Annotated in this window: 19 protein-coding genes; 7 read left to right on the top strand and 12 right to left on the bottom strand. The window is 63.5% G+C overall.

The genetic code is table 11. The features are described from left to right. Positions 1 to 6: 6 nt before the first annotated feature. Positions 7 to 1,464 carry a phosphonoacetaldehyde dehydrogenase gene (phnY, locus tag C2L65_RS30155; RefSeq protein ID WP_042309516.1) on the top strand — a complete coding sequence of 486 codons (1,458 nt, stop codon included), beginning with the start codon at positions 7 to 9 and terminating at the stop codon, positions 1,462 to 1,464. Between the two features lie 327 nt (positions 1,465 to 1,791). After that, complete coding sequence (locus tag C2L65_RS30150) at positions 1,792 to 2,733, top strand: LysR family transcriptional regulator (protein ID WP_042309518.1); 942 nt, start codon at positions 1,792 to 1,794, stop codon at positions 2,731 to 2,733. 86 nt (positions 2,734 to 2,819) lie between these two features. Here the strand turns inward: C2L65_RS30150 and C2L65_RS30145 are convergent, their stop codons facing one another. The 11 genes from C2L65_RS30145 to C2L65_RS30095 form a co-directional block, all read right to left on the bottom strand. Next, positions 2,820 to 4,409 carry an aldehyde dehydrogenase (NADP(+)) gene (locus tag C2L65_RS30145; protein WP_042309589.1) on the bottom strand — a complete coding sequence of 530 codons (1,590 nt, stop codon included), beginning with the start codon at positions 4,407 to 4,409 and terminating at the stop codon, positions 2,820 to 2,822. Between the two features lie 8 nt (positions 4,410 to 4,417). Continuing rightward, positions 4,418 to 6,082: a thiamine pyrophosphate-binding protein gene (locus tag C2L65_RS30140; RefSeq protein WP_042309519.1), complete on the bottom strand. Its 1,665-nt coding sequence runs from the start codon at positions 6,080 to 6,082 to the stop codon at positions 4,418 to 4,420. After that, positions 6,075 to 7,316 carry an MFS transporter gene (locus tag C2L65_RS30135; protein ID WP_007732285.1) on the bottom strand — a complete coding sequence of 414 codons (1,242 nt, stop codon included), beginning with the start codon at positions 7,314 to 7,316 and terminating at the stop codon, positions 6,075 to 6,077. Before C2L65_RS30135 ends, C2L65_RS30140 begins: the two co-directional genes overlap by 8 nt. Before the next feature lie 341 nt (positions 7,317 to 7,657). Further along, a complete protein-coding gene (locus C2L65_RS47180) occupies positions 7,658 to 9,214 on the bottom strand; it encodes a methyl-accepting chemotaxis protein (RefSeq protein ID WP_042309523.1) in 1,557 nt (518 codons plus the stop codon). Positions 9,215 to 9,604: 390 nt separating this feature from the next. After that, a complete protein-coding gene (locus C2L65_RS30125; RefSeq protein WP_042309526.1) occupies positions 9,605 to 10,945 on the bottom strand; it encodes an acyl-CoA dehydrogenase family protein in 1,341 nt (446 codons plus the stop codon). 133 nt (positions 10,946 to 11,078) lie between these two features. Then, positions 11,079 to 12,374: an acyl-CoA dehydrogenase family protein gene (locus tag C2L65_RS30120; protein ID WP_042309528.1), complete on the bottom strand. Its 1,296-nt coding sequence runs from the start codon at positions 12,372 to 12,374 to the stop codon at positions 11,079 to 11,081. Positions 12,375 to 12,657: 283 nt separating this feature from the next. Continuing rightward, positions 12,658 to 13,299, bottom strand: coding sequence for a helix-turn-helix transcriptional regulator (locus C2L65_RS30115; protein WP_042309531.1), 642 nt, complete (start codon positions 13,297 to 13,299; stop codon positions 12,658 to 12,660). A gap of 212 nt (positions 13,300 to 13,511) precedes the next feature. Continuing rightward, positions 13,512 to 14,366 (bottom strand): IclR family transcriptional regulator, encoded by an 855-nt coding sequence (locus C2L65_RS30110; protein WP_042309533.1) that lies wholly within the window; start codon positions 14,364 to 14,366, stop codon positions 13,512 to 13,514. Between the two features lie 111 nt (positions 14,367 to 14,477). Beyond that, complete coding sequence (locus tag C2L65_RS30105) at positions 14,478 to 15,314, bottom strand: sugar phosphate isomerase/epimerase family protein (RefSeq protein WP_042309592.1); 837 nt, start codon at positions 15,312 to 15,314, stop codon at positions 14,478 to 14,480. A 53-nt stretch (positions 15,315 to 15,367) separates the two neighbouring features. Next, on the bottom strand, positions 15,368 to 15,979 hold the full coding sequence (locus tag C2L65_RS30100; RefSeq protein ID WP_042309535.1) for an NIPSNAP family protein: 612 nt from the start codon (positions 15,977 to 15,979) through the stop codon (positions 15,368 to 15,370). Then, the gene (locus C2L65_RS30095) at positions 15,976 to 17,721 is read right to left on the bottom strand and encodes an FAD-dependent oxidoreductase (protein WP_042309536.1); all 1,746 of its coding nucleotides are present in this window, start codon (positions 17,719 to 17,721) and stop codon (positions 15,976 to 15,978) included. The genes C2L65_RS30100 and C2L65_RS30095 overlap by 4 nt, the downstream gene beginning before the upstream one ends. A 105-nt stretch (positions 17,722 to 17,826) precedes the next feature. Between C2L65_RS30095 and C2L65_RS30090 the strand changes: the two genes are divergently transcribed. After that, complete coding sequence (locus C2L65_RS30090; RefSeq protein ID WP_042309538.1) at positions 17,827 to 18,735, top strand: NAD-dependent epimerase/dehydratase family protein; 909 nt, start codon at positions 17,827 to 17,829, stop codon at positions 18,733 to 18,735. Between the two features lie 13 nt (positions 18,736 to 18,748). Here C2L65_RS30090 and C2L65_RS30085 read toward each other — a convergent pair whose 3' ends face one another. Further along, positions 18,749 to 19,786 (bottom strand): Gfo/Idh/MocA family protein, encoded by a 1,038-nt coding sequence (locus C2L65_RS30085; protein ID WP_042309540.1) that lies wholly within the window; start codon positions 19,784 to 19,786, stop codon positions 18,749 to 18,751. A 172-nt stretch (positions 19,787 to 19,958) separates the two neighbouring features. Here C2L65_RS30085 and C2L65_RS30080 point away from each other — a divergent pair, with 172 nt between their 5' ends. The 4 genes from C2L65_RS30080 (at position 19,959) to C2L65_RS30065 (ending at position 25,608) form a co-directional block, all read left to right on the top strand. Continuing rightward, a complete protein-coding gene (locus tag C2L65_RS30080; RefSeq protein ID WP_042309543.1) occupies positions 19,959 to 21,239 on the top strand; it encodes an ABC transporter substrate-binding protein in 1,281 nt (426 codons plus the stop codon). A gap of 111 nt (positions 21,240 to 21,350) precedes the next feature. Continuing rightward, positions 21,351 to 22,220, top strand: a complete 870-nt coding sequence (locus tag C2L65_RS30075; RefSeq protein ID WP_007584162.1) for a branched-chain amino acid ABC transporter permease — start codon at positions 21,351 to 21,353, stop codon at positions 22,218 to 22,220. Next, the gene (locus C2L65_RS30070) at positions 22,217 to 24,769 is read left to right on the top strand and encodes a branched-chain amino acid ABC transporter ATP-binding protein/permease (RefSeq protein WP_042309546.1); all 2,553 of its coding nucleotides are present in this window, start codon (positions 22,217 to 22,219) and stop codon (positions 24,767 to 24,769) included. The genes C2L65_RS30075 and C2L65_RS30070 overlap by 4 nt, the downstream gene beginning before the upstream one ends. Then, positions 24,766 to 25,608 carry a shikimate dehydrogenase family protein gene (locus C2L65_RS30065; RefSeq protein ID WP_042309549.1) on the top strand — a complete coding sequence of 281 codons (843 nt, stop codon included), beginning with the start codon at positions 24,766 to 24,768 and terminating at the stop codon, positions 25,606 to 25,608. The genes C2L65_RS30070 and C2L65_RS30065 overlap by 4 nt, the downstream gene beginning before the upstream one ends.

Genomic DNA, 25,608 nt, shown 5'->3' with positions numbered 1-25,608 from the left:
CCGTTCATGAACGCTATTGCAGACACGACGAAAGCACACGCGCAGGTTCGCCACGAAGCGTTGCGTATCGACGGCGAGAAGATCTGGCGCGATGAAGTCATCGAAGTGCGCAGCCCATATGACGGCGCGCTGGTCGGCACGGTGCCGAAGGCGACGCTGGAAGACGTGCGCCGCGCATTCGCCGTCGCGCGTGCCTATCGCCCCGCGCTCACGCGTTACGAACGTGCCGCGATCCTGCGACGCGCGGCGGATGCAGTACGGGCGCGCACGCAGGAGATTGCTGCCGTCATCACGGCGGAAGCTGGTTTGTGCATGAAGGATTCGACCTACGAAGCGGGACGTGTCGCCGATGTGCTCGTGTTCGGCGCAGGCGAGGTGATGAAGGACGACGGCCAGATCTTCTCGTGCGATCTCACGCCGCACGGCAAGAAGCGGCGCGTCTACACGCAGCGCGATCCGCTGCTGGGCGTGATCTCGGCCATCACCCCGTTCAATCATCCGATGAACCAGGTCGCGCACAAGATCGTGCCGTCGATTGCGACCAACAATCGTATCGTCGTGAAGCCGTCGGAGAAAGTGCCGCTGTCGTGCTACCTGCTGGCCGACATCCTTTACGAAGCAGGCCTGCCCGCTCAGATGCTTCAGGTGGTGACGGGCGACCCGGCCGTGATCGCCGATGAACTGATCACCAATCCCGCGATCGATCTGATCACCTTCACGGGTGGCGTGTCGATCGGCAAGTCGATCGCGTCGCGCATGGGTTATCGGCGGGCGGTGCTCGAACTGGGCGGCAACGATCCCATCATCGTGATGGAGGATGCCGATCTGGACGAAGCCAGCACGCTCGCCGTTTCGGGCTCGTACAAGAACTCTGGGCAGCGCTGCACCGCCATCAAGCGGATGCTGGTCCATGAAGCCGTTGCCGATCGCTTCACCGATCTCGTCGTCGACAAGACGCGCGCATGGAAATACGGCAATCCCGCCGATGCATCGGTCGACATGGGCACCGTAATCGACGAAGCCGCCGCGCGCTTTTGCGAGCGCCAGGTTAACGATGCGCTCGCGCGCGGCGCGCGCCTGCTGGCGGGCAACCGGCGCGACGGCGCGCTCTATGCACCCACTGTCGTCGATCGCGTGACGCCGGATATGCCGCTCGTCAAGCACGAAACATTCGGCCCCGTGTCACCGATCATGCGCTTTGGCAACATCGACGAAGCGATCCGCATGTCGAACAGCACGGACTATGCACTGTCCTCGTCGATCTGCACGAATCGTTTCGACTACATCACACGTTTCATTTCGGAACTGGAGGTGGGCAGCGTCAACGTGCGCGAGGTGCCCGGCTACCGCCTCGAACTCACACCCTTCGGCGGCGTAAAGGATTCCGGCCTGGGCTATAAGGAAGGCGTGCAGGAGGCGATGAAGAGCTTCACCAATACCAAAACCTATTCGCTGCCGTGGTGAACATCTGGGGATAGACGCGTCTGCATGGCTGACACGCAGTTCCATACAGGAGGCAAGTATCCACATAGGCGTTCCGAAGGTCGCTGAAGCACTGGGCTACGTCTGCGAAGATGCAGGCGTGATCGCCGCTGGGTAGGCATGGAGCAGAGAGGGAGCGCGGCCGGTTGATCAGGCCGCGCCTCCGCGCCGCCTGGATTCGTTCGCTTTCGAGAGTGGATGTGATGGTTAACGGCCGCGCGCCGCCGCGACTGATTACAATCAAGCGCGCCGCACCTTGCAACCGTTCACCGCCGAACGGTTTGCCGTCGACACTCATCACACGAAGCCATGAACTCAGACGATCTCGAGTTGTTCGCGCGCGTCGCAAAAACGGGCAGCATCTCGCGCACCGCGATGGATCTCGGCGCCAACCAGTCCACCATCAGCCGGCGTATCGGCATACTCGAAGCCGAACTCGGCGTGCGCCTGTTTCGTCGCAGCGGACGCGGCGTGGGGCTGACTGAGCACGGCGAACAGTTGCTCGGCTATGCGCTCGCCATGGAGAAAACGCTCGACGAAGCGCGCATCGCGATGCAGGACAGCGGCAAGCGCGGGCCCGCGACACTCTCCATCGCCGCGCAACCCACCATCGCGCGAATCATGTTCGGCAGGCTCGGGCATCGGCTGAAAGCGCGCTATCCAGGCACGCGGATTCGCTTCGTCGAAGGACTGGCGACGCATATCCTCGGCTGGCTCAACGACGGCGATGTCGATCTCGCCGTCATGTACGTCCCCGAGCATCCGGGCGCGAGCCAGTTCGACACGCTGCTATCGGAACAGGTGTGTCTGGTGACGCCCGCCGCATCGCCGCTGCCGGACGGACCTTTTGCCGTCAGCGGGCTCGCTGGCGTGCCGCTGATCTTGCCGAGCACGCATCACGGCTTGCGCGTACTCGTGGAATCGCTGGCGGCGCGACACGGGTTCACGCCCAACATCGCGCTCGAATGCGACGGCTCCATTTCGATCACGAAGCGTCTCGTCATCGAGCAGTGCGGTTCGACTGTGTTGCCAGCGGCTGCCGTGGTCGAGGAGGTGGCATCCGGGCGCGTGCGGTGCTTCCCGCTAACGGACCCTGAGGTCCAGCGCGAAGTCGCGCTTGCGTGGCCGCAGAACCGCGTGATGCCGGAGGGCGTCTGGCATGTCGCGCAGATGATCCGCGATCTCGCCGCCGATCTCTCCGCCGACGGCAGCTGGCCGAACACGACCTTGCATCCGGCCAGCAAAGCGTAAAACGGCTGCACGGTGTTGGCCCGCACGGCGAGCGTGACCGTCGTGCATCGTTGCGCCGACAACCCGTGCCGGCGATCTGCCCGTCGTCACTGCGCCTTGTCGCGCGCCAGTTGACCGTCCACCAGCCTCCAGATCCCGCGCGGATTACCCGCCTGCAGCGCTTCGGGCAACAGCGTATCCGGCACGGCCTGATAGCACACAGGCCGCAGGAAGCGGTCGATTGCCGATGCGCCAACCGATGTCGTACGGCTGTCCGACGTCGACGGGAATGGCCCGCCATGCACCATCGCATAACTGACCTCGACGCCTGTCGGGAAGCCGTTGAACAGCACGCGCCCGGCCTTGCGTTCGAGTGTGGGCAGCAGCTTGCGCGCGAGTGCGTGGTCGTCGTCGTCGAGCTGAACCGTTGCCGTCAGCTGCCCCGACAAACGCCGCAGCACGCGATGCAATTCGTCGAAGTCGCGGCACGCAATCACGAGCGAACTCGGACCGAACACTTCGTCTTCGAGCGATTCATCGGCGAGGAAGCGTTCTGCGTCCGTGCGCAGCAACGCAGGGACGGCCTCGTAGGCGCCGCTCGCTGGCTTGCCCGCCGCGAGTTTTGCAACGCCGCTGCGCGTCGCCAGACGCTCGACGCCACGACAGTACGCACCATGAATGCCCGGCGACAGCATCGTCGTGGCCGGCTTCGCGATAAGCGCATCGACAGCCGCTGCGCAGAACGCATCGAGCGCGGGGCCTTCAATCGCGACAACGAGACCAGGGTTCGTGCAGAACTGTCCCGCGCCGAGCGTGAGCGAGTCGACGAAATCGCGTGCGATGGCAGCGCCGCGCGCGCCGAGCGCCGCGGGCAGAAGCACGACAGGATTGATGCTGCTCATTTCCGCATAAACAGGAATCGGCTCGCGGCGGCTTTGCGCGATCCGTTGCAAGGCGAGGCCGCCCTGCCGCGAACCCGTGAAGCCAACAGCCTGGATCGCGGGATGACGCACCAGCGCTTCGCCGATCGCGATGCCGTCGCCGAGTACCATCGAGAAAACGCCTTCTGGCATGCCCGTGTCGAGCGCGGCCTTTGCAATCGCGCGCGCGACCAGTTCCGACGTGCCCAGATGCGACGGATGCGCCTTCACGACGACAGGACAACCGGCAGCCAGAGCCGAAGCCGTATCGCCGCCCGCAACCGAGAACGCCAGCGGAAAGTTGCTCGCGCCGAATACGGCCACCGGGCCAAGCCCGATGCGCCGCAAACGCAGATCGGGCCGTGGCAGCGGCGCGCGCTGCGGTTGCGCCGCATCGATCACAGCGCCGTGCCAGCGGCCATCGCGCACGAGGCTCGCGAACAGCTTCAGCTGACCGACGGTCCGCATGCGCTCGCCTTCAAGACGCGGCAGCGGCAAGCCCGTTTCCAGATGGGCGCGCTCCGTCAGCACTGCGCCAAGGTCGACGATCTCTTGCGCGATGGCATCGAGGAACTGCGCGCGCTGTTCGTCGGGCAATTGCCGATACGTATCGAACGCCTCTTCGGCCAGCGTACAGGCGCGTTCGACCTCGTCGCTGGTTGCCGCGCCGAATGCGGGCTCAAGGCGCTCGCCCGAGGCCGCCGCAACCGCATACACGTCGCCGCCGCGCGCCTTGAACGCCTGCTGACCGATGATCAATTCGCCACGGATATCCATCGTCGGCCTCATGCTGCGCTCAGACGGTTGGTCGGCGTGATCTGCCGGGGATCGGTGACGAGTTCGATCAGCGCCGCGACGCCTGCCTTCTGCGCGCGCTCGAACGCGGCAGCGAAGTCCTCCGTGCGCTCGACGCGTTCCGCGTGAGCTCCGAACGACTTCGCGAACGCGATGAAATCGGGATTCTCAAGCCGTGTTGCCGAAACCCGGCCCGGATATTCGCGCTCCTGATGCATGCGGATCGTGCCGAGCATCCCATTGTTCACGACGATGACAATGAGCGGCGCACCGAACTGCACTGCCGTTGCCAGTTCCTGCGGATACATCATGAAGCAGCCATCGCCCGCGAAGCAGACGACGCTACGCTTCGGATCGCGCAGCGATGCGGCGATCGCAGCAGGAAAGCCATAACCCATCGCGCCGTTGGTCGGCGCCAGTTCGGTAGCGGGCTGACGATAGCGATAGTAGCGATGCACCCAGACCGTGTAGTTGCCCGCGCCGTTCGCGATGACGGCATCGTCGGGCAACACTTCGCTCAGGTGACCGACGACCTGCGCGAGATCCACACCCGCGATTTCCGCCGAAGGCGCGGGCGGCGTCGAATGGGCGACGTAGTCGGCGCGCGCGTCCGTCGTCCACTGTTGCCAGGCTTGCGAAGCGACCGGCGCGATGCCGTCGAGGGCCAGCGCGAACTCGCGCAGACCGGCGTTGATGGGCAGACGCGCCTGATAGACGCGGCCCAGCTCCTGCGGATCGGGATGCACGTGAATCATCGTCTGCTTCGGCGTCGGGCTTTCAAACACCGTGTAGCCCGACGAGGTCGTCTCTGCGAGCCGCGAGCCGACGACGATCAGCAGATCCGCAGCGCGCGCGCGTTCCGCGAGCTTCGGCGAGACGCCCAGTCCCAACTGGCCGACGTAGTGCGGATCGCGGTTGTCGAACAGATCCTGGCGGCGAAACGATGCCGCGACGGGCAAATGGTTCGCGACGACGAAGCGCCTGAAGGCGGCCGTCGCATCGGCATCCCAGCCGGTGCCACCGACGATCACGAGCGGACGCGATGCGCGTTCCAGCCGTGCGCGCAATTCGCCGAGCGCAGCAGCGGAAGGCGCGGCCTGAACGACACGCGCCACGGGCGCATCAGCGACGGTTGCCGAGCCGAACAGCACGTCTTCGGGCAGCGCAATCACCACCGGGCCCGGACGACCCGAAATCGCGATGCTGAACGCCTTCGCCATGATCTCGGGAATGCGCTCGATGCTGTCGATCTCCGTCACCCACTTTGCGATGCCGCCGAACATCTGACGGTAATCGACCTCTTGAAACGCACCGCGCCCGATGAAGTTCTGTTCGACCTGGCCGATGAAAAGAATCATCGGTGTCGAGTCCTCGCTGGCGGTATGCACGCCGTTGGCGGCATGCGTGGCGCCCGGCCCGCGCGTCACGAAGCAGATGCCGGGGCGGCCCGTCAGCTTGCCGTACGCGTCGGCCATGTTGGACGCCGCGCCTTCGTGACGCGTCGTGATGGTGCGAATGCCGTGCGCGTCGTGCAGCGCATCGAGGACGGCGAGATAGCTTTCGCCCGGTACGCAGTAGACGGTATCGACGCCATTGCTGGCGAGCGCATCGACGAGAATGCGGCCGCCGTTGCGCGGCTGTCCGTGGTCAGACATGAGATTCAAGCTCCATATTGCGGGTTTCCGGAAGGAACACGGCGACGATCAGGACGAGCACGTACGACAGGGCAGCCCATATACCGATCGACTTGGCGAGCCCCAACGAAGCGCTCGTGATGCCGACGGCTGCCGGAACGAGCGATCCGATGCCGCGCCCGAAGTTGTACGAGAACCCGCCCGCCGACGCGCGGATCTCCGCGGGGAAGAGTTCGGTGAAACAGGCGCCCATGCCCGAGACGATGCCCGACTGGAACAGACCGAGCGGGAAGCCGAGGATCAGCAGCGTCGTCATGGGCAGTTGCAGCCGCGTGTAGGCCAGCACCGTGAGCGCCGCGCCGAGTGCGGACAGCGCGAAGGTCCAGCGTCGTCCGATCGCGTCGCTCAGATAGGCCATGCCGATGTAGCCGCAGAACGAACCGAAGATGTTGACGCCGAGATAGAGCGTCGTGAGATTGACTGTCAGGCTTTGCGTCTCGCGCAGATACGTGACGAGCCACGTGAGGATCGTGTAGTTGCCGCCGAGCGCGCCCGCCGCCATCAGCGAAGCGAGCAGTGTGCGCGACAGCACGTTCGGTGCGAAGATGCGCGCGAAAGTACCGAACGAATTGCTGTTCTTGCGAAAGGTCGCGGCAGCCTGGAAGGCTTCCGATTCGTCGATGTTACGACGCATCCACAACACCAGCAGCCCCGGCAGCAGACCGATCAGGAACAGCACGCGCCACGCCATATGTTCAGGCAGCAGACCGAACAGGCTCCAGTACGCGAGCGCGGCAAGCGCATAGCCCACTGGCCAGCCGCTTTGAACCGTGCCCACCGCGCGTCCACGAATGCGCTTGTCGACCACTTCGCCGATCAGGATCGCGCCCGCCGCCCATTCACCGCCGAAGCCAAGCCCTTGCAAGCTGCGCGTGATCAGCAGTTCATGAAAGCTGTTGGTGAATGCCGACAGGCCCGTAAAGAGGGAGAACCACAAGATGGCCAGCTTGAGCACGGCGACGCGACCGATCCGGTCGGCCAGCACGCCCGCAATCACGCCGCCGATCGCCGACGACACCAGCGCCGAGGTGCCGATCACGCCTGCCTGCGCCTTCGTCATGCCCCAGGCCGTCAACAACGTGGGGATCACGAACGCGAAGAACTGCACGTCCATTGCATCGAGAACCCAGCCGAGAAAACACGCCCAGAAGGTGCGGCGCTGGGCTGGCGCCATGGTGCTGTACCACGGTTGCATGTGGCTGATCTCCATCAGGCAGAGGCCTGTCGTTGTTGTCGCTGTCGGTCTTTGTCGAGATGCCTTCGCGGCTGGATTCCGTGCTGGACTCACGCGAGGCACGCGAGTTGGCGTCCAAAGATTATGCGGTTGCAGTCGTGCCTGCTCATTGCAGGCAGTGCATACCAGCTATGCTTCTCGTGGCAGGAAAGAGGTACATGTCGCGTGTCGCGATGCGAAAGGCGACGCTGCGGGTGGATGCAGACAGGCCTCGGCATACCCGCCGAGGCCCGATGACGGACGAGAGCAAGTCCCGTCACGGGATGGATGGGCGACGTCCACCGCCGCCCCGAAGATCACACTTAGGCCGTTGCACCAACCCTGAAGATCGACACGGCGTCGCTGAGTCCGCGTGCCTGATGCGCCATCGATTGCGCGGCCGCCGAAGCCTGTTCGACAAGCGCTGCGTTCTGCTGCGTGACCTGATCCATCTGATTGACGGCAGTGTTGACCTGGCCGATGCCCGTGCTCTGTTCCTCGGACGCCGACGAGATTTCCTGCAGGATGTCGTTGACGCGCGCAACGTCGCGAATGATCGCGTCGATCGTGCCACCCGCGTCCCGCACCAGCGTCGCGCCTGTATCGACGCGCGACGTCGCTTCGCCGATCAGGCCGCGAATCTCGCCGGCAGCCGTCGCAACCCGCTGCGCGAGCGTGCGGACCTCCGACGCGACGACGGCGAAGCCGCGCCCCTGGTCGCCTGCGCGCGCCGCTTCGACGGCCGCATTGAGCGCGAGAATGTTGGTCTGGAAAGCGATGCTTTCGATCGTGCCGATGATCTCGTTCATGCGCGACGAACTCGACGAAATCCCCTGCATCGTCTCGACCACGCGGCCGACCACTTCGCCGCCGCGCTGCGCCGTGTCGGAGGCCGTGCCCGCGAGGTGCGTGGCGCGCTTCGCGTTGTCGGCGTTCTGCCGCACGGTGGCCGTCAACTGCTCCATGCTCGAAGCCGTCTCTTCGAGCGACGCGGCCTGTTCCTCGGTGCGTTGCGACAGATCCGTGTTGCCCGCTGCGATCTCCTGCGCGGCCGTGTCGATGGCGCTTGCGCTCTCCCTGACCGTGCCGATCATTTCAACGAGCTTGCGCTGCATCGCCTGAAGGCCGCTCATCAACTGGCCCATTTCGTCATGGGTGCGGACTTCGACGCGCGCGGTCAGGTCGCCGTTTGCGATCGCCTTGAAGTGAGCGAGCGCTTCCTGCAGCGGTCCGCCGATCGCGCGTTGCAGCGAGCGCCATGCGAGCGCGGCGGCGATCAGCGCAAAGGCGACGCCCGCGACGGCAATCGTCACGAACCAGTCGAAGCGCGCTTGCGCCCGTTCGTAGGTCGTGGCGGCAACGGAAGCCTGCTTCTTCTGCAGCGTGTCGATGCCGCCCGTCACATCCTGATAGAGCGCCGACGACGAGTTCTGCACAGCGCTCTTGATGCTCGCGCCGTCGCGTGTCGCGATGGCCCGGAAGATCGGCTCGTAGCCGGTTGTCACGAGGTTCTGAAGCTTGCCGTTCAGTTCGTTCGCCTGGCTCGCTTCGGCGTCGTCGGCGAAAGGCAGCTTGCGATAGGCGTCCCACGCCTTGCGCGAGTTCTCCAACTGGTCTCGCGCGTTCTGCGCGAACTTCTCTACGTCGGGGACATCGGGATTGAGCGCGATGCGGAACAGCCAGAGCCGCGATCTTGCCAGCGCGACACTCGCTTCACTGAGCTTGCGAGATGAAGAAAGTTGATCTGAATACAGGTTCTTGAGGTCGCCATTTGTCATATTGACACCGACGATACCCATTGCGCCTCCCGCGATCAGGAGAACGCCGAGAAAACTCATCGCCAGCGCAAGGCGGGCACGGATCGTAATTTTTTCGAACATATTGCCAGGCAGTCACGTTAAGCGTGCAGAAAGGAATTAGCCAAGGCTCTCGCGAAAAACCGTGAGGCCCTGATACGAATGACGGCGCATCGATCTGGAACTTGAGCCGGTCTTTGTCACGGCGAATTACCGTTCCTCTCCTGATCTGCGTGACCTGACCCGGTCGCGGCACGGGGAAATTATGCCGAATCGTGATTTAACACGCGTGAATCAGAATATTCGTCCAATTGTCATTCGCTTCCATTTGACGCATTTAACAATTCATCACACAACAATTGCCCGGCGATTTAAACATTTCAATTCGATATTTCAGCGCGCTTGCGGGAGCTAACTAGTAAATCCGTATCGATATCCTTTCGATGCCGGGAATGCCCCGATTGGGCACGAATCCTATCGGGCCTTCGCGTCGCTCTGCTGTTGCACCAAAGCGCCCGCGCCTTCCATCGATTTCTCAAACGGCATGCGACGCGAATCAGCAATGGCTCGCGGATCGAATTTCTCATCGAGCATGACGCCCCAGATCTTGCGCATCTGCATGCCGATATTCCCCGCGTCATACAAGGGAAAGACAGCGGCTTCGCGCAGGAATTTTTCCATCGGATGCTGCTTGTCGAGCGCATTGACACCCATCACCTGAAGGGCGCGAAAGACCGTGGTGAACAGCGTCTCTCCGCAAAAGACCTTCGCCATCGCGCCGACGGCATGTCCGTCCGAATCGAACAGATCCAGATAATGCGCGGACTTCCACGAGAACGCGCGACACGCTTCGATTTTCATCGCGATATCGGCAAGCATGTAGCCGACAGCCTGGTGGTGGATCATCGGCATGCCGCCACCGGCGCTGCGCGTCTTCGACCATTGCAACGCGAACTCATAAGCCGATCGAGCGACCCCGACGGCCGCGATGGCGGCAACCGGTCCCGACCATGTGAATGCCTTGCTGATGACGAGATCCCCATCGCCAACGGCGAAGAGATTTTCTTCGGGAACGCGGCAGTCAGTGAAGGTGATTGCATTGTTCTGACACAAGCGATGACCTAGCTTGGAGATCGGTTCACCATAACTGACACCCGCCGTTCCTCTCGGAACGACGATCGCACTGAGTCCTTTTTGCCCGCCCTTTGCAGGGTCGGTGCGGACGATGCACACGTTCACGTCCGCGCCCATCAAGTCCCATCCTCCTGCGTTGCAAGGCCAATACTTCTTGCCGTTCAGGACATACTCGCCCCGCGCCTTGTCATGCGTCGCGACGAGTCCGATGCCGGCCGGACGCGCGCCGGGATGATCGAAGTTCGCCGTCCCCCCGGTTTCGTCGACGGGCTCGCTCACGGTCCATCCAGCGATGTACTCGCCGCGCGGATCGCTCGTTGCCTGCACCAGCCACTTTTTCTTTTGAGCTTCCGAGCCGAACCAGACGAGCGGCATGAGGGCGAGACCGTTCACGAGCAGCACGGTTGCGAAGCCGGGATCGACTGCCGTTATCTCCTCGGCGACGATCTGCAGATCCAGATTGCTGATGCCCCCGCCACCATATTCACGCGGCAGGAAACCGGTAGCAAAGCCAAGCTTGTAACACTCGAGGTAAGCGCCCTTCATCAACACGAAGGCCTTTTGCGTGTCCCGCTCTTCGTCCGCTTTCTTGACCAAAGGCTGGAGAATTTCCACCGAGAATTCGCGGGCGTTTCGCTGCAACTTTTGTTGCGCGGCAGTCAAAGTGAAATCGATCGACATGGCAGGAACTCGAAATTTTTCAGGTTGCCAATCGGCGCGTCGCGCCGCCACATTTCATCGAAGCATAGTGCGCTGGGTTGGCAGACAGCAAACTGCATCATTTCCGTGTGTGCGCAACAACTGCAAGTGCGACCTAGCCGGTTGCTGCCATGGGCTTCTGAAAATAGATGGACTCGTCGTCCATGGCCGCGCGCGGGTTGAAGCTCTCATCCGCGAGGACACCTTTCACCCGGCTGCGCTGCATCGCCATGTTGCCGCCATCGAAGATCGGCAACAACGCGGCATCGTGAAGATTCCGATTAAAGCTGTATCGGTTGTCGACGTTATGCACGCCGACAATCTGCATGCATTTGAATACGCAGTCGAACATGGTTTCCGTGACATTGATCTTGCACATCGCACCGAAGATTTCCGCGTGATGATCGTGCTTGTCCAGATAGTCCGCGGCACGCCACGCGAAATAGCGCGCGGATTCGATCTTCGCTGCGACCTCACCGAGCACATAGCCCACGTGCTCGAATTGCCTGATGGGCGGAAGCGAGCGGCCCGAATATCGCTTCGAAAATCGCAGCGCCACTTCATAGGCTGCGCGTGCAACGCCAGCCGCCGCAATTGCTGCCACAGGACCGAACCACGCGAAATTCCGGTTGATGACCAGATCGCCCCTGCTTTCAGTCCCGCGAAGCAGGTTTTCGACGGGTACGGCTGCGTTGTCGAATTCAATCAGCGCGTCCGCTGCAGTTCGATAAGCCTTGTGCGCCGGAAAGCCGCAACTCACGCCGGCCGTGCCGCGCTCCACGACGATTGCCGACAGCCCTCGCATGCAGCCAATCTCCCTGCCCGTGCGGGCGATGACGATCTGTGAGTTCGATCCCCGCCCATCCCATCCCGCCGCCGATGACCACTTTTTCCGGCCATTCAGGACATAGTGATCGCCGCGAAGCGTCGCCGTCAGTCCGATGCCGGCGGCCGTCAGCGGATTATCGAAGCTCGTTGCAGGCCGCGTCGCCGCGGGCGGTTCGGCCGCTGTCCACGCGGCGAGATATTGTTCATCGGAGTCCGAGGTGGCGGCGCCTACAAAGCGACGCTTTTGCGCCTCATCTCCGTACCAGATGATTGGCATCAATCCGAGTCCGTTGCACAGCACCGTGCAGGCAAATCCCGGATCGATTGCGGAGATCTCTTCAGTAGCGATCGTGAAGTCCAGACAGGACAGGCCCGCGCCGCCGTATGCAGAAGGCAGCATCGCGGTGGCAATACCCTGACGATAAGCTTCGACATACGCAGGCTTGCGCCTGACAAATGCGCTGATCAGATCGAGTTCCCGGTCGGCGTCGGGAATCATTGACGCTAGAACGGATTCAGAAAATCTGCGTGCCTTCATCTGCACCGCTTTCTGATGGGCCGACATCGTGAAATCAATTGTCATCTGTCGCCTCCTTGAGGGACCGCAGGCAACAAGGTTGCTGCGCGACTCGGAGTGGGTCGGTGACATCAGCATAGGCAGGGCTTTTGACGCCATCAATTGTCAAAAGTGTCGAAAGCCTGGACTGTTACAAATTTGTTTTCGGTTAGCGTGTAGCCCATCTGGAGGGGCTTCTACGAAACAAAAAGCAGGCATGCGAGCGCATGATTTGGTGCGAGCGCGGGCGTCAGGCAAGCGTGGTGATCAACGGCAAAGGCGCGACGACTGATTGCAACGAGATGAGGCGCTAGGCGAACGGCTTGAAGCGAAACCGGCAGGTATCGCTGCCGCGTTGCATGCAGGTCTGGTGCTCGACCTCTGTTCCCATCAGACCCGACAGGAACCCGATATCGAAGCGGCAAACTTCAGGGTAATCCTTCGTGAGGTCGTGATAGACGCAATTCGTGCATTCCACCCGGGACAGCTTCGACGCGCCTTCAGGATCGATTTCCGAGGCGCGAAAGCCCGCTTCGTTCATGATCGCGACGGTCTCTGTAATCCGCTCGGAACGCGTCTTCCCCACCAGACGCGGAATCAGGCTTGCCGAGGTTTTCATGCCCAGGTCGAACATGTAGCGATCGAGTCGTTCGGGACCCAGCTCGCTGCGAAGCGTGGACACCAGCAAGGCCGAAAACCATGAATACTGTTTGGGGAATTGATTCGTCCCCTCCTGAGTCAGGATGTAGGTCTGAACCGGCCGCCCGCCGGTTTTTCGCGGCGAACCCTTCTGAATGAAATTGCGGCGCTCCAAAGCGATTAGATGCTGATTGACTGCGGTTCTGCTGATGCCGACCGCCGCGATGATTTCATCGACCGTCATGCCGTTCTTGTGTTCGAGGAGCTGGTCCAGAATCCCTTGCCGGGTGCCGGACATCGGATCGGTAGCCATAACGTTGGACGTCGGAATGAAGGGCGGCGCATAGCCTCAAACAAGAATACACCCCTCATCACGACGATACCAATCGGGATTCATGTCAAAAGGTACTCGAACAGATCGCGTCACAGCCGTGTCGCCCCCCGGATAGCCGATGTATGAGTCTTCCGAAGGATCGCGAATGTATCGGGAACGGATCGGCGTGCTATCGCGTGTGCCCCAGCCGCCTACACCTTGGCCCCGGCCCGAGCGCGCTTCTTCGCCGTAGACGCCGACACCGCTGGCACCGCCTCGGCAGGTGTACGCTTGAAAAGCGGTGAACTGAGCGTCGCCGCGCCCATGTCCGCCGCGGCGCTCAACAGCGACGGCGCAAGTTCCTTCAGCCGCGACTCCGGCAACCGGCTCGTCGGCCCCGCAAGACTCACGATACCCACCACCTCGTCGGTGACGGGATTGCGCACGGGTGCGGCAATCGATGTCATGCCCGCCTCGTACGTCTCGATCGCAACGCCGTAGCCGCGTTGCCGCGCGCCGTTCAAATCCTTGAGGAATTGCTGAATGGTCTTCGGCGCACGCGGCGCATTCAGCGATTTCGACCCAAGGCCGCCCTGTTTCGACACCAGCTCGATGGCACGTTCATCGGACAGCGTCGATAGCCACGCCTGTCCGCTCGCGGTGCAATGCAGCGGAGGCTGGCTGCCCATGTCCGGGTCGTAGCGCAACCCCGACTTCGCGCCCTGCGCCTTGCCGACAAACGTTATGTGGTCGTCCTCGACCACACCCAGGCGCGCCAGCTCACCCGAGCTTTCCGCAAGCCGGTCGAGCACCGGCTGCGAAATATCGGACACGCCGCTCGTCGACAGATAGATCAGCCCCAGCGATACGAGCTTCAGCGCGAGCATGTACTCGCCGTGGTCCTCGTCCTGACGCACGAAACCCTCGTCGATCAGCATCGACAGCAGACGGTGCGTGCCGGAGCGCGGAATGTTCAGCGTGTCGGCGATGGCCGCGAGCGGCATGCGGCCGCCGTTCTTCGCCAGCAGTTCGAGCACTGCCAGCGCCCGCTCCAGATTGCCTGCCATAGTGGACTCTCATTTAAACTGTATCGCGCAAATGAGAACATGATTCCATAGTGGAATTCAAGCAGTTTCGCATGTCCTTCGCTGCGGGCGGCTAACAATCATTGCCCGCGCTCACGTCGCTGTCGCGTATGCCTGTTCGATCACCGCCCGTGTCGCCTCATGCAGGCGGCGCGCGCGATCGACGGCACGGGTCGTCTTCGCCCAATGCTGCGTCGGTACTTCGACACTGACGGGCAAGTGCTCAGGCAACGCGCGCAAGATTCCAGCGAGATCGAGACCGCCTTCACCCGGAATCATCCGTTCGCAACGCGCCTGGAACAGCAAGGTATCGAGATCGGTAGGACGCTCAGCGGGTGCATCGCAGAATTGCACGTAACCAAAGTACTCACGCGGCAGTGCGCGCAATGCATCGAGCGAATCCGCCGCGCGGTCGAAGTGAATCGGATCGATGATGAGGCCTGTGTTGCGCTTGCCGCTCGCTTCGACGATACGCGCGCCCTGCGCGATGTTCTTCACGTCGGTCCAAGGCATCGGCTCGAGCGAAGGCGTGAGGCCGAGCGGCGCCGCGATGTCGCACAGCTTGCCGAGCCGGTCGGCCATGCGCGCTTCGTCGGGATCGTTGCCTGCCACGAGCACGTAGCGCGCGCCGAGTTCGGCGGCTGTTTCGAGCATCGGCTTGTACGACGCCACGTCGGTATCGGGCTTCAGCCGCACAATCTCGACATCGAGCACGCGCATGCCCGTGTCCTTCAATACCGCAAGCGTCTCGCGCCTGAGCGCCGTATCGCCGACAATTTCATGCCGCACTTCGTGATCGGTCGCAGGCAGCAGACGCAGGCCGACGAAGTCGTAGCCTGCATCAACCGCGCATTGCACCATTTGCGGCGGCGTCAGTTCCAGCACGGTGAGCGCCGAAAGCGACAGCGCGCGCGCATGAGCCTGAGTCATCATGTCTCCTTTATCCAGTTCGTATCGTGCGTTTCGTGCGTTGCGTACACCGCTCAGCGCAGCGGCGAAAACGGCGCAGGCACGTAGATCGTCGATTCCATCGTCGTCAGATGCGCGGGTCCGCCCTTCGGCGGCCAGATGCCGTCCTTCACGGCTTCCGCGCGAATGCGCGAGCGTTCGTCGACGCCCGCATACGGCCAGATGTTCAGAAAGCGCGGCACGGTGCCGTCGAGCGAATACATCGCGCCGATCAGCGGGGAACGCTTCGTGCGCTCGGGCACGGCCTTTTCCCACGCGTCGATCGTATGCTGAAGGCTGGCGAGCTTCGTGCCATAGACGCGCATCTCGTAGATGCCGCCATGCACGGCCGGTTCGATGGGCGGCAGGAACGGAAAAAGCGCGTAGCTCTCCACCTTCACGTCCTCGACGAACTCGCCACAGCCGAACGGATTGCCTTCGAGCAGCAGACGCTTGCGCTCGTTGACGAGCGCCGCTTCCGACTCGAAGCCGCGCAGCACCATCACCTTGCCGAGCGCGCCAATGTCCGAATACCAGCAGCCGAGCAACGTCGAGCCGGGCTGATTGCCGCTCGCCTTGATGCTTTCGAACACCTGCGCGTTCGTGCCGATTTTTACCGTGAGCGTGACTGTGTCATAGAGTCTCATTGCGTGGTTCCTTGATGTGAACTGGAAGAGCCGGTGCGCGTCGAAAGCGGCGCTGCACCAGCAAGAGAAAGTCCCGCGAGATAGCCGAATGTCATCGCCGGGCCGAGTGTGATGCCGCCGCTCGGGTAGCAGCCGCCCATCATGCTCGCGCTGTCGTTGCCGACGGCGTAGAGGCCGGGAATCGCGTGGTCGTGGCGATCGAGCACGCGGGCGTGCGCATCGGTGGCGAGGCCCGCGAACGTGCCGAGGCTGCCCGGCAGCAGCTTGACGGCGTAGAACGGTCCGTTTTCGATTGGCGCGAGACAGGGATTCGGCTCGTGCGTCGGGTCGCCCTGCACGCGGTTGTACGGCGTGGAGCCTTTGTGAAACTGCGGATCGAAGCCGTCTTTCGCATACGTGTTGTAGGCGGCAACCGTGTTCGCGAGACCCTGCGCATCGATGCCGCACGCGGCGGCAAGTTCAGCGAGCGTCGCGCCTCGCTTCAGATAACCCGAACGCACATAGCTCGAAACGGCAAACGGAAACGGCTTCGAAAAGCCGAGCCCATAGCGGCGCTGAAAGCGATGATCGCAGATCAGCCACGCGCAGACCTCCGCGCCACGCGGCGTCGTGCCCAGCAACGCGGACATGAAGTCGTGATACGACGATGCCTCGTTGACGAAGCGCTGTCCTGCGCGCGTGACGGCAATCACACCGGGCTTCGCGCGTTCGATCAGATGCGCAAACGCCACGTCGCCACCGCGTTGCGGCACGAGCGAAACGGGCGCCCAGGCGGCGGGCGCATCGAGCGCTTCATTGAAGCGCCCGCCAATCGATTCCCCCAGGCGGATGCCGTCGCCCGTATTCGCGCGCGGCGCCGCCGACCAATGTTCGTCGCCCGAAGGCGTATAGGCAAACGTGCGCGCGCGCCGCGCGACATCGTGCGGAAAACCGCCGCATGCAAGCACCACGCCGCGCGACGCATGCACTTCATGCATCACGCCGTCGATTTCAACACGCGCGCCCGTGACGCGCGCGTCGTCGCGCAACAGCCCAATTGCCTTCGCGCGCGTGCGCAGATCCACGTTGCGATCTGCCGCCGACTTCAACAGGCGCGCCACCAGCGCATTACCGTTGACGAGATGCATCGAGCGTCCATGGCGCAGCTTTTGCCACGCGAACGCAGCCAGCCGCCGCGTGACGTAAAGCGCGGACTTCACGGAGCGCGTCGCGCGATAGAAGTGCGCGAGGTCCTGCCCCGACGCCAGCGCCATGCCCTTGATCGTCATCACCGACAGCGGTTCGCGCAGCTTGTGGATCAGCGGACCGAGTTCCCTGCCGTCGAACGGCATCGCGCACACTGAGCGGCCGCCCGTCGCCGCGCCGGGTGTCGTGTGGAAATCAGGAACGCGATTGCCGTCGACGAAGCGCATCGCCGTGTGTCGCTCGAAGAACTCGATCATTTCGGGTCCGCGCTCCAGCAATGCATCCGCCTTGTCCGCATCGAACTGCGCGCCGAGTTCGCTCTTCAGATACGTGCGCGGCGCGTCGATGTCTTCGCAGATGCCCGCGCGCGTCGCCAGCGGATTGCGCGGAATCCACATCCAGCCGCCCGACCACGCGGTCGTGCCGCCGAATACGTCTTCCTTCTCCGCAACCATCACGCGCAAACCCTGCGCCGCCGCCGTCACGGCAGCCGACAACCCGCCCGCACCGGAGCCCAGCACCAGCACATCGCATTCCAGTATCGCTTCACGCTTCATCTTCGGCTCTGCTCTTCCAGAAACTATGGAACTAACTTTCTTTGTGGAATACTATTCCACAAATTGCGATCTTGCAAAGTTTTTATGACGACGAGGAGAAGGGACATGCGAGTACTGGTAACGGGTGGCAGCGGCTTTCTGGGCGCGTGGATCATGCGGCGGCTGCTTGCGCACGGCATCGAATGCGTTGCGTTCGATCTGCAGGCGAAGCCGCAATTGCTGCATGCGCTGTCGCCGGAACAGGCGGACACGGTCCAATGGCGCACGGGCGATATCGCGCAAGCCGCCGACGTTGCGCGCGCGCTGGACGGCTGCGATGCCGTGATTCATCTCGCGGGCATCCTCACGCCCGATTGCGCGGCCAGCCCCGTGCGCGGCGCACAGATCAATCTGATCGGCACGCTCAACGTATTCGACGCAGCGCGTGCGGCGGGTCTGCAGCGCGTGCTCTATGCAAGCAGCGCCGGCGTGTTCGGTCCCGACGACGGCGCGACGCCGTATCCGCAAACGCACTACGGCGCATTCAAGCTCGCCTGCGAAGGCTCGGCGCGTGCGTACTGGAACGACCACGGGATCGCGAGCGTCGGCTTTCGCCCGCTGGTCGTGTATGGCGCGGGGCGCGAGACGGGATCGAGCGCCGGTCCGAGCCTCGCGTGCCGGGCGGCCGCACGCGGCGAGCGCTACACGATGCCGTTCACGGGTTCGACGGGTTTCGTGTACGCCGACGATGTCGCCGCCGCTTACGAGGCGGCCTTGCTGCGTGACGTCGAAGGCGCCCATGCGTTCACGCTCGCGGGCGAGATCGCTTCCGTGCAGACGGTGATCGACGGAATTGCGTCGATCGTGCCGGGCGCGCGCATCGATGCCGCTGGCCCTGCGCTGCCCATCGCGACTGCGTTTCCGCACGATCCCGCGCTGGAGCGCCTGTTGCCGGGCCTGCCGCAGACCTCGCTCGAAACAGGTCTGCGGCAGACGGTAGCGTTCTACCGTCAGACACACGCCGCACATCACTGACGATAACCAGACCTCAAAGCGCTGGCGCGACGGGCGCGCGCGCCGCCACGGCCCGATGCACCGCGAGCGTCGCGGCCAGCGTGCGCGCGGCGTCTTCGACCGAACACAGTGGCGCTTCCTCACGCGCGATCACGGCGGCGAAGTGGCGCAACTGCTCGTGATACGGATCGGCGCTGTGCGGCGTGCTGCGCTCGACGGTCAACGGTTCGTGCCAGCCTTTGCGCGAGCGGTATTCCCACACGTCGAGTTGCGGCAACGTAAGCGAAGCATCGGTGCCAATCAGAAAATGCGTGTTCACCTGCTGGCGCGGATAGTGCGCCGCTTCGCCCGCTGCAAGGTCCCAGTTCCAGGGTGCCGCCGCGCAGTCCGAAACGGCGAGTGTGCCCAGCGCGCCGCTAGCGAAGCGCAGCAACACGGCGGCCGTATCTTCGACCTCGAAACCCCGCACCGCATTCGACGTCAGCGCCTGCACCTCGACGATGTCGCCGAGTAGAAATCGCATGATGTCGATGTCGTGGATCAGATTGATCAGCACGGGCCCGCCGCCCGCGCGCCGCCGCCATTCGACGTCGAAATAGGCGTCGGGCTTGTAGAACGTCGCGAGCGCGTTCGCGGTGACGGGCGTGCCCAGCCGCCCGGACACGACAATTTCCTTCGCGCGCCGCAGGATCGGATTGTGCCGTCGATGATGCCCCACTAGCAGCGGCACATTCGCATCACTGGCTGCGCGGCTCAACTGTTGCGCCGCTTCCACATCGTCGGCAACGGGCTTTTCGATCAGCGCGGGAATGCCGCGCGCGATGCATGCGAGCCCCACGTCGACATGCGTCGCATTCGGTGTCGCGACGATCGCGCCTTCGGGGCGGACTTCGTCGAGCATCGGCGTGTAGTCGGCAAACCAGCGCAGCCCTTCCTGACGCGCGAATTCGCGCGCGGCAGGCGACGGGTCCGCAATCGCGACCACTTCGGCCTGCGGGTGTAGCCGCGCCCGCTCCACGTGCATCCGTCCGATTGCGCCCGCGCCGATCACCGCCAAACGTCTCCTTGCCATTTCCTTCCTCTCCTCAGGTTGAACACAGGGTCATTCAAGGGCTTCCAGGTGAATACCCGGATTTTATGAAATACATTTTGATTGTTGAATACTATTCCAATTCAAACTACAGTTCATCAAAAGTTTCAGTCATCGAAAGTTTGCGAATGGATACGGACAGGAGCGGAGAGACATGAAGGACGAAACCAATCAACCCATCAACCACGAAACGCAAAGCACCGTCATGACGCGGCGCGCATGGCTCGCCACCGCGGGCAAGACGCTCGCGAGCGGCGCGGCCGTGCTGGCGGCACCCGCGATCGTGCGCGCGCAGGGCGAGCAACCGCTCAAGCTGGGCCTGCTGATGGCCAAGCAAGGCGTGTGGACCGAGCAGGGCGAAGTGATCGCGAACGGCGTGAAAATGGCGCTCGACGATGCGAACAACCAGGCGCGCGGCCGCCGTGTGGATCTGGTCTGGTACGACGAGCCGAATCCCCAGTCGGCGCAGCAGAACATGCAGAAGCTGATCGAGCAGGACAAGGTCATCGCTGTGATCGGCGGCACGAATAGCGGCACGTCACTGGCGATGTCTTCCGTCGCGGCCCGCACGAAGACACCCTATATCGCGCCCAACGCCGCCGCGCGCGAGCTGACGGGCAGCAGCTGCAACCCATACACGTTTCGCGTGCTCAGTCCGACGCCCGTCACGTGCCGCGCGCTCGCGCCGTCGCTGCTCGCGATCGGCAAGAAGTGGCACTTCCTCGTCGCGAACTACGCGTATGGGCAGGATATCCAGCGCTCGATGTCCGAGTTGCTGAAGCAGTCGGGCGGCACGATCGCGGGCGCGGATGTGACGCCGCTCAACACGACCGACTTCAGCTCGTTCATCCTGAAGATCCGCCAGTCGAAGCCCGATGTCGTGCTGCTCGGCCTGCCCGGCGGCGATCTGTCGACCTTCCTCAAGCAGTACGCGGAAATGGGCATGAAGGACAAGATTCCCGTTGCCTGTCCCATCATCGGCGATTCGGATCTGTGGTCGATCAACGTGGATGCGGCAACCGGCTACTACGGCAAGCCGTGGCACTACAGTTCGCCGGGCCATTCGCCCGAAGAACTCGCGTTCATCAAAAAGTACACGGCGAAGTACGGCAAGCCGCCCGCCGACAAGGCGTGGATCGGCTGGTTCACGACGCGCGCGCTGCTCGCGGGCGTCAACCAGGCGAAGAGCACATCCGGGCCGGACATCGTGCAGAGCCTGGAGACCGTGCAGTTCGGCGACAGCGGCGGGCCCGCGTATTTCCGCCCGTGGGATCACCAGATGTTGCGCCGCTGGACCGTCTTCAAGGTGAAAGACCACATCACCGACAAATGGGACTGGCTCAACCAGGTGTCGGCCGTCCCGCAGAACCCCGCCGAACTCGACAGCCTTTACGGCACGAAACAGGAAATCGGTTGCACGATGGCCGCGCGGTAACGCGCGGCGAACCTTGCTGCGGCGCCGGCGGGCCGTTGCGTGAATCTCATGCAGCGGCCCCATCCGTTCCGCAATGTCCTGCGGTTATCTGCATTCAGCTGGAGTACAGGCATGGCAGAAATGGTGTTGTCCCAGATCGCCAATGGGTTGGTGCTGGGCTTTCTCTACGTGTTGCTCGCGATCGGTCTGTCGATCATCTGCGGGCTGCTTGGCATCGTCAATTTCGCGCACGGCGCGCTGTTCGCGCTTGGCGCGTACTTCGCGATCGCGCTGTCGACGCAGTTCGGCTGGGCCGCAGTGATCGTCGCGCCCGTCCTCGTCGCGCTCGCGGGCATGCTGATCGAAGTGATTTTCATCCGGCGGCTTTACGGCAAGGAGCCCTTGCTCGGGCTGATCGTGACGTTCGCCCTGTCGCTGCTGCTGACGGCGCTGATCCGCCTGGTGTGGGGCGCGGGTGGCCTGCCGTTCAGTCCGCCTGCGGCGCTCAGCGGCTTTCTCGTCTATGGGCCGCTGCTCATCACGAAGTATCGACTATTCGTGCTCGCCGCGACGGTCGCGATTCTGCTCGCGCTGTGGTGGTTCATGAAGTTCACGCCCTATGGGCGCATCTTGCGCGCGGGTAGCCGCGACCCCGAGATGGTTGGCCTGCTCGGCATCAATCTGCCGCGCGTGCTGACGGGCGCGTTTGGTCTCGGCGCATTGCTCGCAGGTGCAGCGGGTGTGCTCGCGGCGCCGCTGCTGACCGTCACGCCCAGCATGGCGACGGCAGCCGTGATGCCCGCCTTCGTGATCGTGACGATCGGCGGTTTGGGCTCGTTTGCGGGCGCCGTCGTCGCGGGCCTGCTGGTCGGCGTGGTGACGGCTCTCGCCGTGCAGTTCTTTCCGGAGGGGTCGTCGGTGGCGATGTATGTCCTGATGGCACTCGTTCTGCTCGTGCGTCCGCGCGGGCTGTTCGGCGAACGCTGGGAGCGCTTCGAATGAATGTCAAACTGTTGACCCGGCACCCCGTCGCGCTGCTGACCACGTGCCTCATCGTCGTTTCGATCGCATTGACCGCGACCGGCACGCCGCTGGAACGCGCGACGCAGATCGCCATCTACACGCTCTACGGAATGGGCGTGAATCTTCTGGTCGCTTATACGGGCCTCGTGCCGTTCGGCGCATCGGTGTTCTTCGGCACGTCGACGTATCTGGTCGCGATCTCACTGCAACGTCTGATCGGCAACGAAATCGTTGCGCTGGCTGCGAGCGTGGTCGTCACGGCGGTGATGGCCGTATTGATCGGCGCGATCGTGCTCAAGCGGCGCGGGCTGTATTTCTCGCTGCTCACGCTCGCCTGCTCGCAGATCGCATTCGAAATCGCGTTCAAGTGGACCGACGTGACGGGCGGCGAGAACGGCCTGCAAAACGTGCCGCGCCCGACCTTCGCGACGACCACGGGCTTTCATGTGTTCGCGTGCGTGACGGTGATCGCCGTCGCGTATGGCCTGTGGCGTCTCGTCCATGCGCCATTCGGGCGCGCGTTGCAGGCGCTGCGCGACAACGAGCAGCGTGCCGCGAGCCTCGGCTATGACACGTACCGCCTGAAGCTGTACGCTTTCGTGATCTCCGCCGCCGTGATCGGTTACGCGGGCGGGTTGCTGTGCCTGATGCTGCAAGGTGCATACGCAAACAACCTCAGCTGGGAGCACGCAGGCGACAGTCTGCTGATGACGGTGCTGGGCGGCGTACACCAGTTTCTCGGGCCGCTGTGGGGCGCGATTGCGTTCATCCTGCTCGAAGACAAGTTGAGCAGCCTCACCGAACACTGGTGGCTGATGTTCGCGCCGATCATCATTGCGTTCGCGTTCTTCTCGCCCGAAGGCATTCAGGGTCTTGCGCAACGGCTGCTGCGCCGGCCGCGCTGGACGCTCGTGCGCGACACCATTCCCGCGCGCCCCGAAGTGATCGCGCCATACCGCGCGAGCCGCATCGACATGAATCCGGATGCACCGATTCTCAGCGTGCGCGGGCTGTCGAAGCAATTCGGCTCGCTCGTGACGGCCGACAAGATCGACCTCGACGTGTATCCGTATCAGCTGCACAGCTTCATCGGGCCGAATGGCGCGGGCAAGACGACCTTCTTCAACATGCTGACGGGCGTGCTGCCGCCGTCGTCGGGCACGATCACGTTCGACGGCAGGGACGTGACGCGGCTCGCGATGTTCCGCCGCGTGCGGCTCGGCATGAGCCGCTCGTTCCAGATTCTCAGCGTGTTCCGCAACCTCACCGTGTTCGAGAACGTGCGCGTCGCCGTGCAGGCGGCGCAGCGCGAACGGCTCGGCTTGTGGCGCGACGCGCATACGCTCGACCAGCAGAATGCGCGAGCCTGGTCACTGCTTTCGGCTGTCGGTCTGGTCGAACGCGCGGCAGCATCCTGCGAGAGCCTCTCGCATGGCGAACAGCGTCTGCTCGAAATCGCGTTGTCGCTCGCGACGCAGGCCCGTCTGCTGCTTCTCGACGAACCGCTCGCGGGCCTTGCCGAAGCGGATCGCGCAAACGTCGCGCGCATCGTACGCGAACTCGCGAACCACCACGCGGTGCTGTTGATCGAGCACGACATCGACCGCGTGCTGACGATCTCCGATCGCGTCAGCGTGCTGCATCGCGGTCATCTGATCGCGGACGGCTCGCCTGCTAACGTCGCGGCGCATCCTGAAGTGATCGAGGCGTACATGGGTCACGCGAAGGGCCAGCGCCCTGTCGATGCGCGTCTCGCCGAACGCGTCGCGCACAAGCGCGACACACCGGCGAGCCGGCGCGCGCTTTTGCAACTGCAAAACGTGAAGGCGGGCTACGCGGGCAACACGATCCTCGACGGCATCGATCTCACGCTGCACGAAGGCGAAGTGATCGCGATTCTCGGACGCAACGGCGTCGGCAAGACGACCGCGCTGCGTGCGGCAACGGGTGTCGCGCAGATCAGCGCCGGCACCATCACGTTCGACGGACACGACATCACGTCACGACCGATGCACGAGATCAACCGGCTCGGTCTCGCGATGGTGCCCGAAGGGCGCCGCCTGTTTCCGAATCTGACCGTCTACGAAAACTTGCGGCTCGCCGCGCGCAAGGGCGGCGCGAGCGTCGACGAGATTTACGCGCTCTTTCCTCGGCTCGCGAACCGCAAGGACGTACGCGCCGAACATCTGTCGGGCGGCGAGCGGCAGATGGTGGCTATCGCGCGTGCGTTGATGGCGCCCGCCAAAGCGATCCTGCTCGACGAACCGTTCGAAGGCCTCGCGCCCGCTGTCGTGCAGGAAGTGCTCGACGCTGTCGTCAAGCTGCGCGAGCGGGCAAGCGTCGTTATCGTTGAACATCAGGCCGATATGGTGTTGCCTATCGCCGACCGCGTGTATGTGCTCGTCAACGGCCGCGTCGCTTATGAAAACTCGGCTGACGCGCTGGCTCAGGACAGCGCGACGCAGGCCAAACTGCTCGGCATCGTGCATGACGATGCCCGTTCTACTCTGGAGGTGAAAACAGCATGACCCAAACGACTGCAACGAACGTCGCCGTATCGCTCGACGAGGGACTCAGCGGCGCGACGCGCGTGTACTTCATTGTCGGCGATCCCATTGCGCAGGTGCGTTCGCCCAACGGCGTGACGGCGGCAATGCGCGAAGCAGGACGCGACGCGCTCGTGGTTCCCGCACATGTCGCGCCGGACGACCTCGCGGCATTCTTCGCTGGCGTCGCGCCGATGCGCAACGTCGACGGCGTGATCATCACCGTGCCCCACAAGTTCAGCGCCGCCGCCTTCTGCTCGAGTCTGTCGGATGAGGCCGCGTTTCTCGGCGCGGTGAACACGCTGCGGCGCACGGCCGACGGCGGCTGGCACGGCGGTATGTTCGACGGCACGGGCTTCGTGGCCGCGCTCGAGGATGAAGGCTGCAATCTGCGAGGCAAACGCGCGTTGCTGATCGGCGCAGGCGGCGCGGGCTCGGCTATCGGCCATGCGCTCGTCAGTGCGGGCGTCGCTGCTCTCGACGTGCGCGACAACGATACGGCGCGCACCCAATCGCTCGTGACCCGACTCGCCGCGATGCAACGCGGCGCCGTGCAGGTAGCGGCGGCCGATGTCGAAGCCGAAACGTTCGACGTCGTCGTCAACGCATCGCCGATGGGCATGCGCGCCGACGATCCGTTGCCCATCGACGTGTCGCGCCTGCCCGCTTCCACGTTCGTCGGCGACGTCGTCACGAAGCCGCCGCTCACGCCGTTCATCGAAGCGGCACGCGCGCGCGGCTGCAAGACCGTGACGGGCACGCAGATGTTCGCGCGTGTGTGCGACCGCATGGTCGAGTTTCTGCTCGACAAAAAAGCATGA

Origin of the sequence: Paraburkholderia terrae, from assembly GCF_002902925.1 — a bacterium.
Lineage (GTDB): Bacteria > Pseudomonadota > Gammaproteobacteria > Burkholderiales > Burkholderiaceae > Paraburkholderia > Paraburkholderia terrae.
This window is presented reverse-complemented; position numbering and strand designations above follow the sequence as displayed.

Excerpts from the sequence above, each read along its gene's own strand:
- C2L65_RS30150 (WP_042309518.1), top strand. The coding sequence starts at position 1,792 with ATGAACTCAGACGATCTCGAGTTGTTCGCGCGCGTCGCAAAAACGGGC.
- C2L65_RS30125 (WP_042309526.1), bottom strand. The coding sequence starts at position 10,945 with ATGTCGATCGATTTCACTTTGACTGCCGCGCAACAAAAGTTGCAGCGA.
- C2L65_RS30090 (WP_042309538.1), top strand. The coding sequence starts at position 17,827 with ATGCGAGTACTGGTAACGGGTGGCAGCGGCTTTCTGGGCGCGTGGATC.
- C2L65_RS47180 (WP_042309523.1), bottom strand. The coding sequence starts at position 9,214 with ATGTTCGAAAAAATTACGATCCGTGCCCGCCTTGCGCTGGCGATGAGT.
- C2L65_RS30080 (WP_042309543.1), top strand. The coding sequence starts at position 19,959 with ATGAAGGACGAAACCAATCAACCCATCAACCACGAAACGCAAAGCACC.
- C2L65_RS30100 (WP_042309535.1), bottom strand. The coding sequence starts at position 15,979 with ATGAGACTCTATGACACAGTCACGCTCACGGTAAAAATCGGCACGAAC.
- C2L65_RS30085 (WP_042309540.1), bottom strand. The coding sequence starts at position 19,786 with ATGGCAAGGAGACGTTTGGCGGTGATCGGCGCGGGCGCAATCGGACGG.
- C2L65_RS30110 (WP_042309533.1), bottom strand. The coding sequence starts at position 14,366 with ATGGCAGGCAATCTGGAGCGGGCGCTGGCAGTGCTCGAACTGCTGGCG.
- C2L65_RS30120 (WP_042309528.1), bottom strand. The coding sequence starts at position 12,374 with ATGACAATTGATTTCACGATGTCGGCCCATCAGAAAGCGGTGCAGATG.
- C2L65_RS30135 (WP_007732285.1), bottom strand. The coding sequence starts at position 7,316 with ATGCAACCGTGGTACAGCACCATGGCGCCAGCCCAGCGCCGCACCTTC.
- C2L65_RS30115 (WP_042309531.1), bottom strand. The coding sequence starts at position 13,299 with ATGGCTACCGATCCGATGTCCGGCACCCGGCAAGGGATTCTGGACCAG.
- C2L65_RS30145 (WP_042309589.1), bottom strand. The coding sequence starts at position 4,409 with ATGGATATCCGTGGCGAATTGATCATCGGTCAGCAGGCGTTCAAGGCG.
- C2L65_RS30095 (WP_042309536.1), bottom strand. The coding sequence starts at position 17,721 with ATGAAGCGTGAAGCGATACTGGAATGCGATGTGCTGGTGCTGGGCTCC.
- C2L65_RS30070 (WP_042309546.1), top strand. The coding sequence starts at position 22,217 with ATGAATGTCAAACTGTTGACCCGGCACCCCGTCGCGCTGCTGACCACG.
- C2L65_RS30075 (WP_007584162.1), top strand. The coding sequence starts at position 21,351 with ATGGCAGAAATGGTGTTGTCCCAGATCGCCAATGGGTTGGTGCTGGGC.
- phnY (WP_042309516.1), top strand. The coding sequence starts at position 7 with ATGAACGCTATTGCAGACACGACGAAAGCACACGCGCAGGTTCGCCAC.
- C2L65_RS30140 (WP_042309519.1), bottom strand. The coding sequence starts at position 6,082 with ATGTCTGACCACGGACAGCCGCGCAACGGCGGCCGCATTCTCGTCGAT.
- C2L65_RS30105 (WP_042309592.1), bottom strand. The coding sequence starts at position 15,314 with ATGACTCAGGCTCATGCGCGCGCGCTGTCGCTTTCGGCGCTCACCGTG.
- C2L65_RS30065 (WP_042309549.1), top strand. The coding sequence starts at position 24,766 with ATGACCCAAACGACTGCAACGAACGTCGCCGTATCGCTCGACGAGGGA.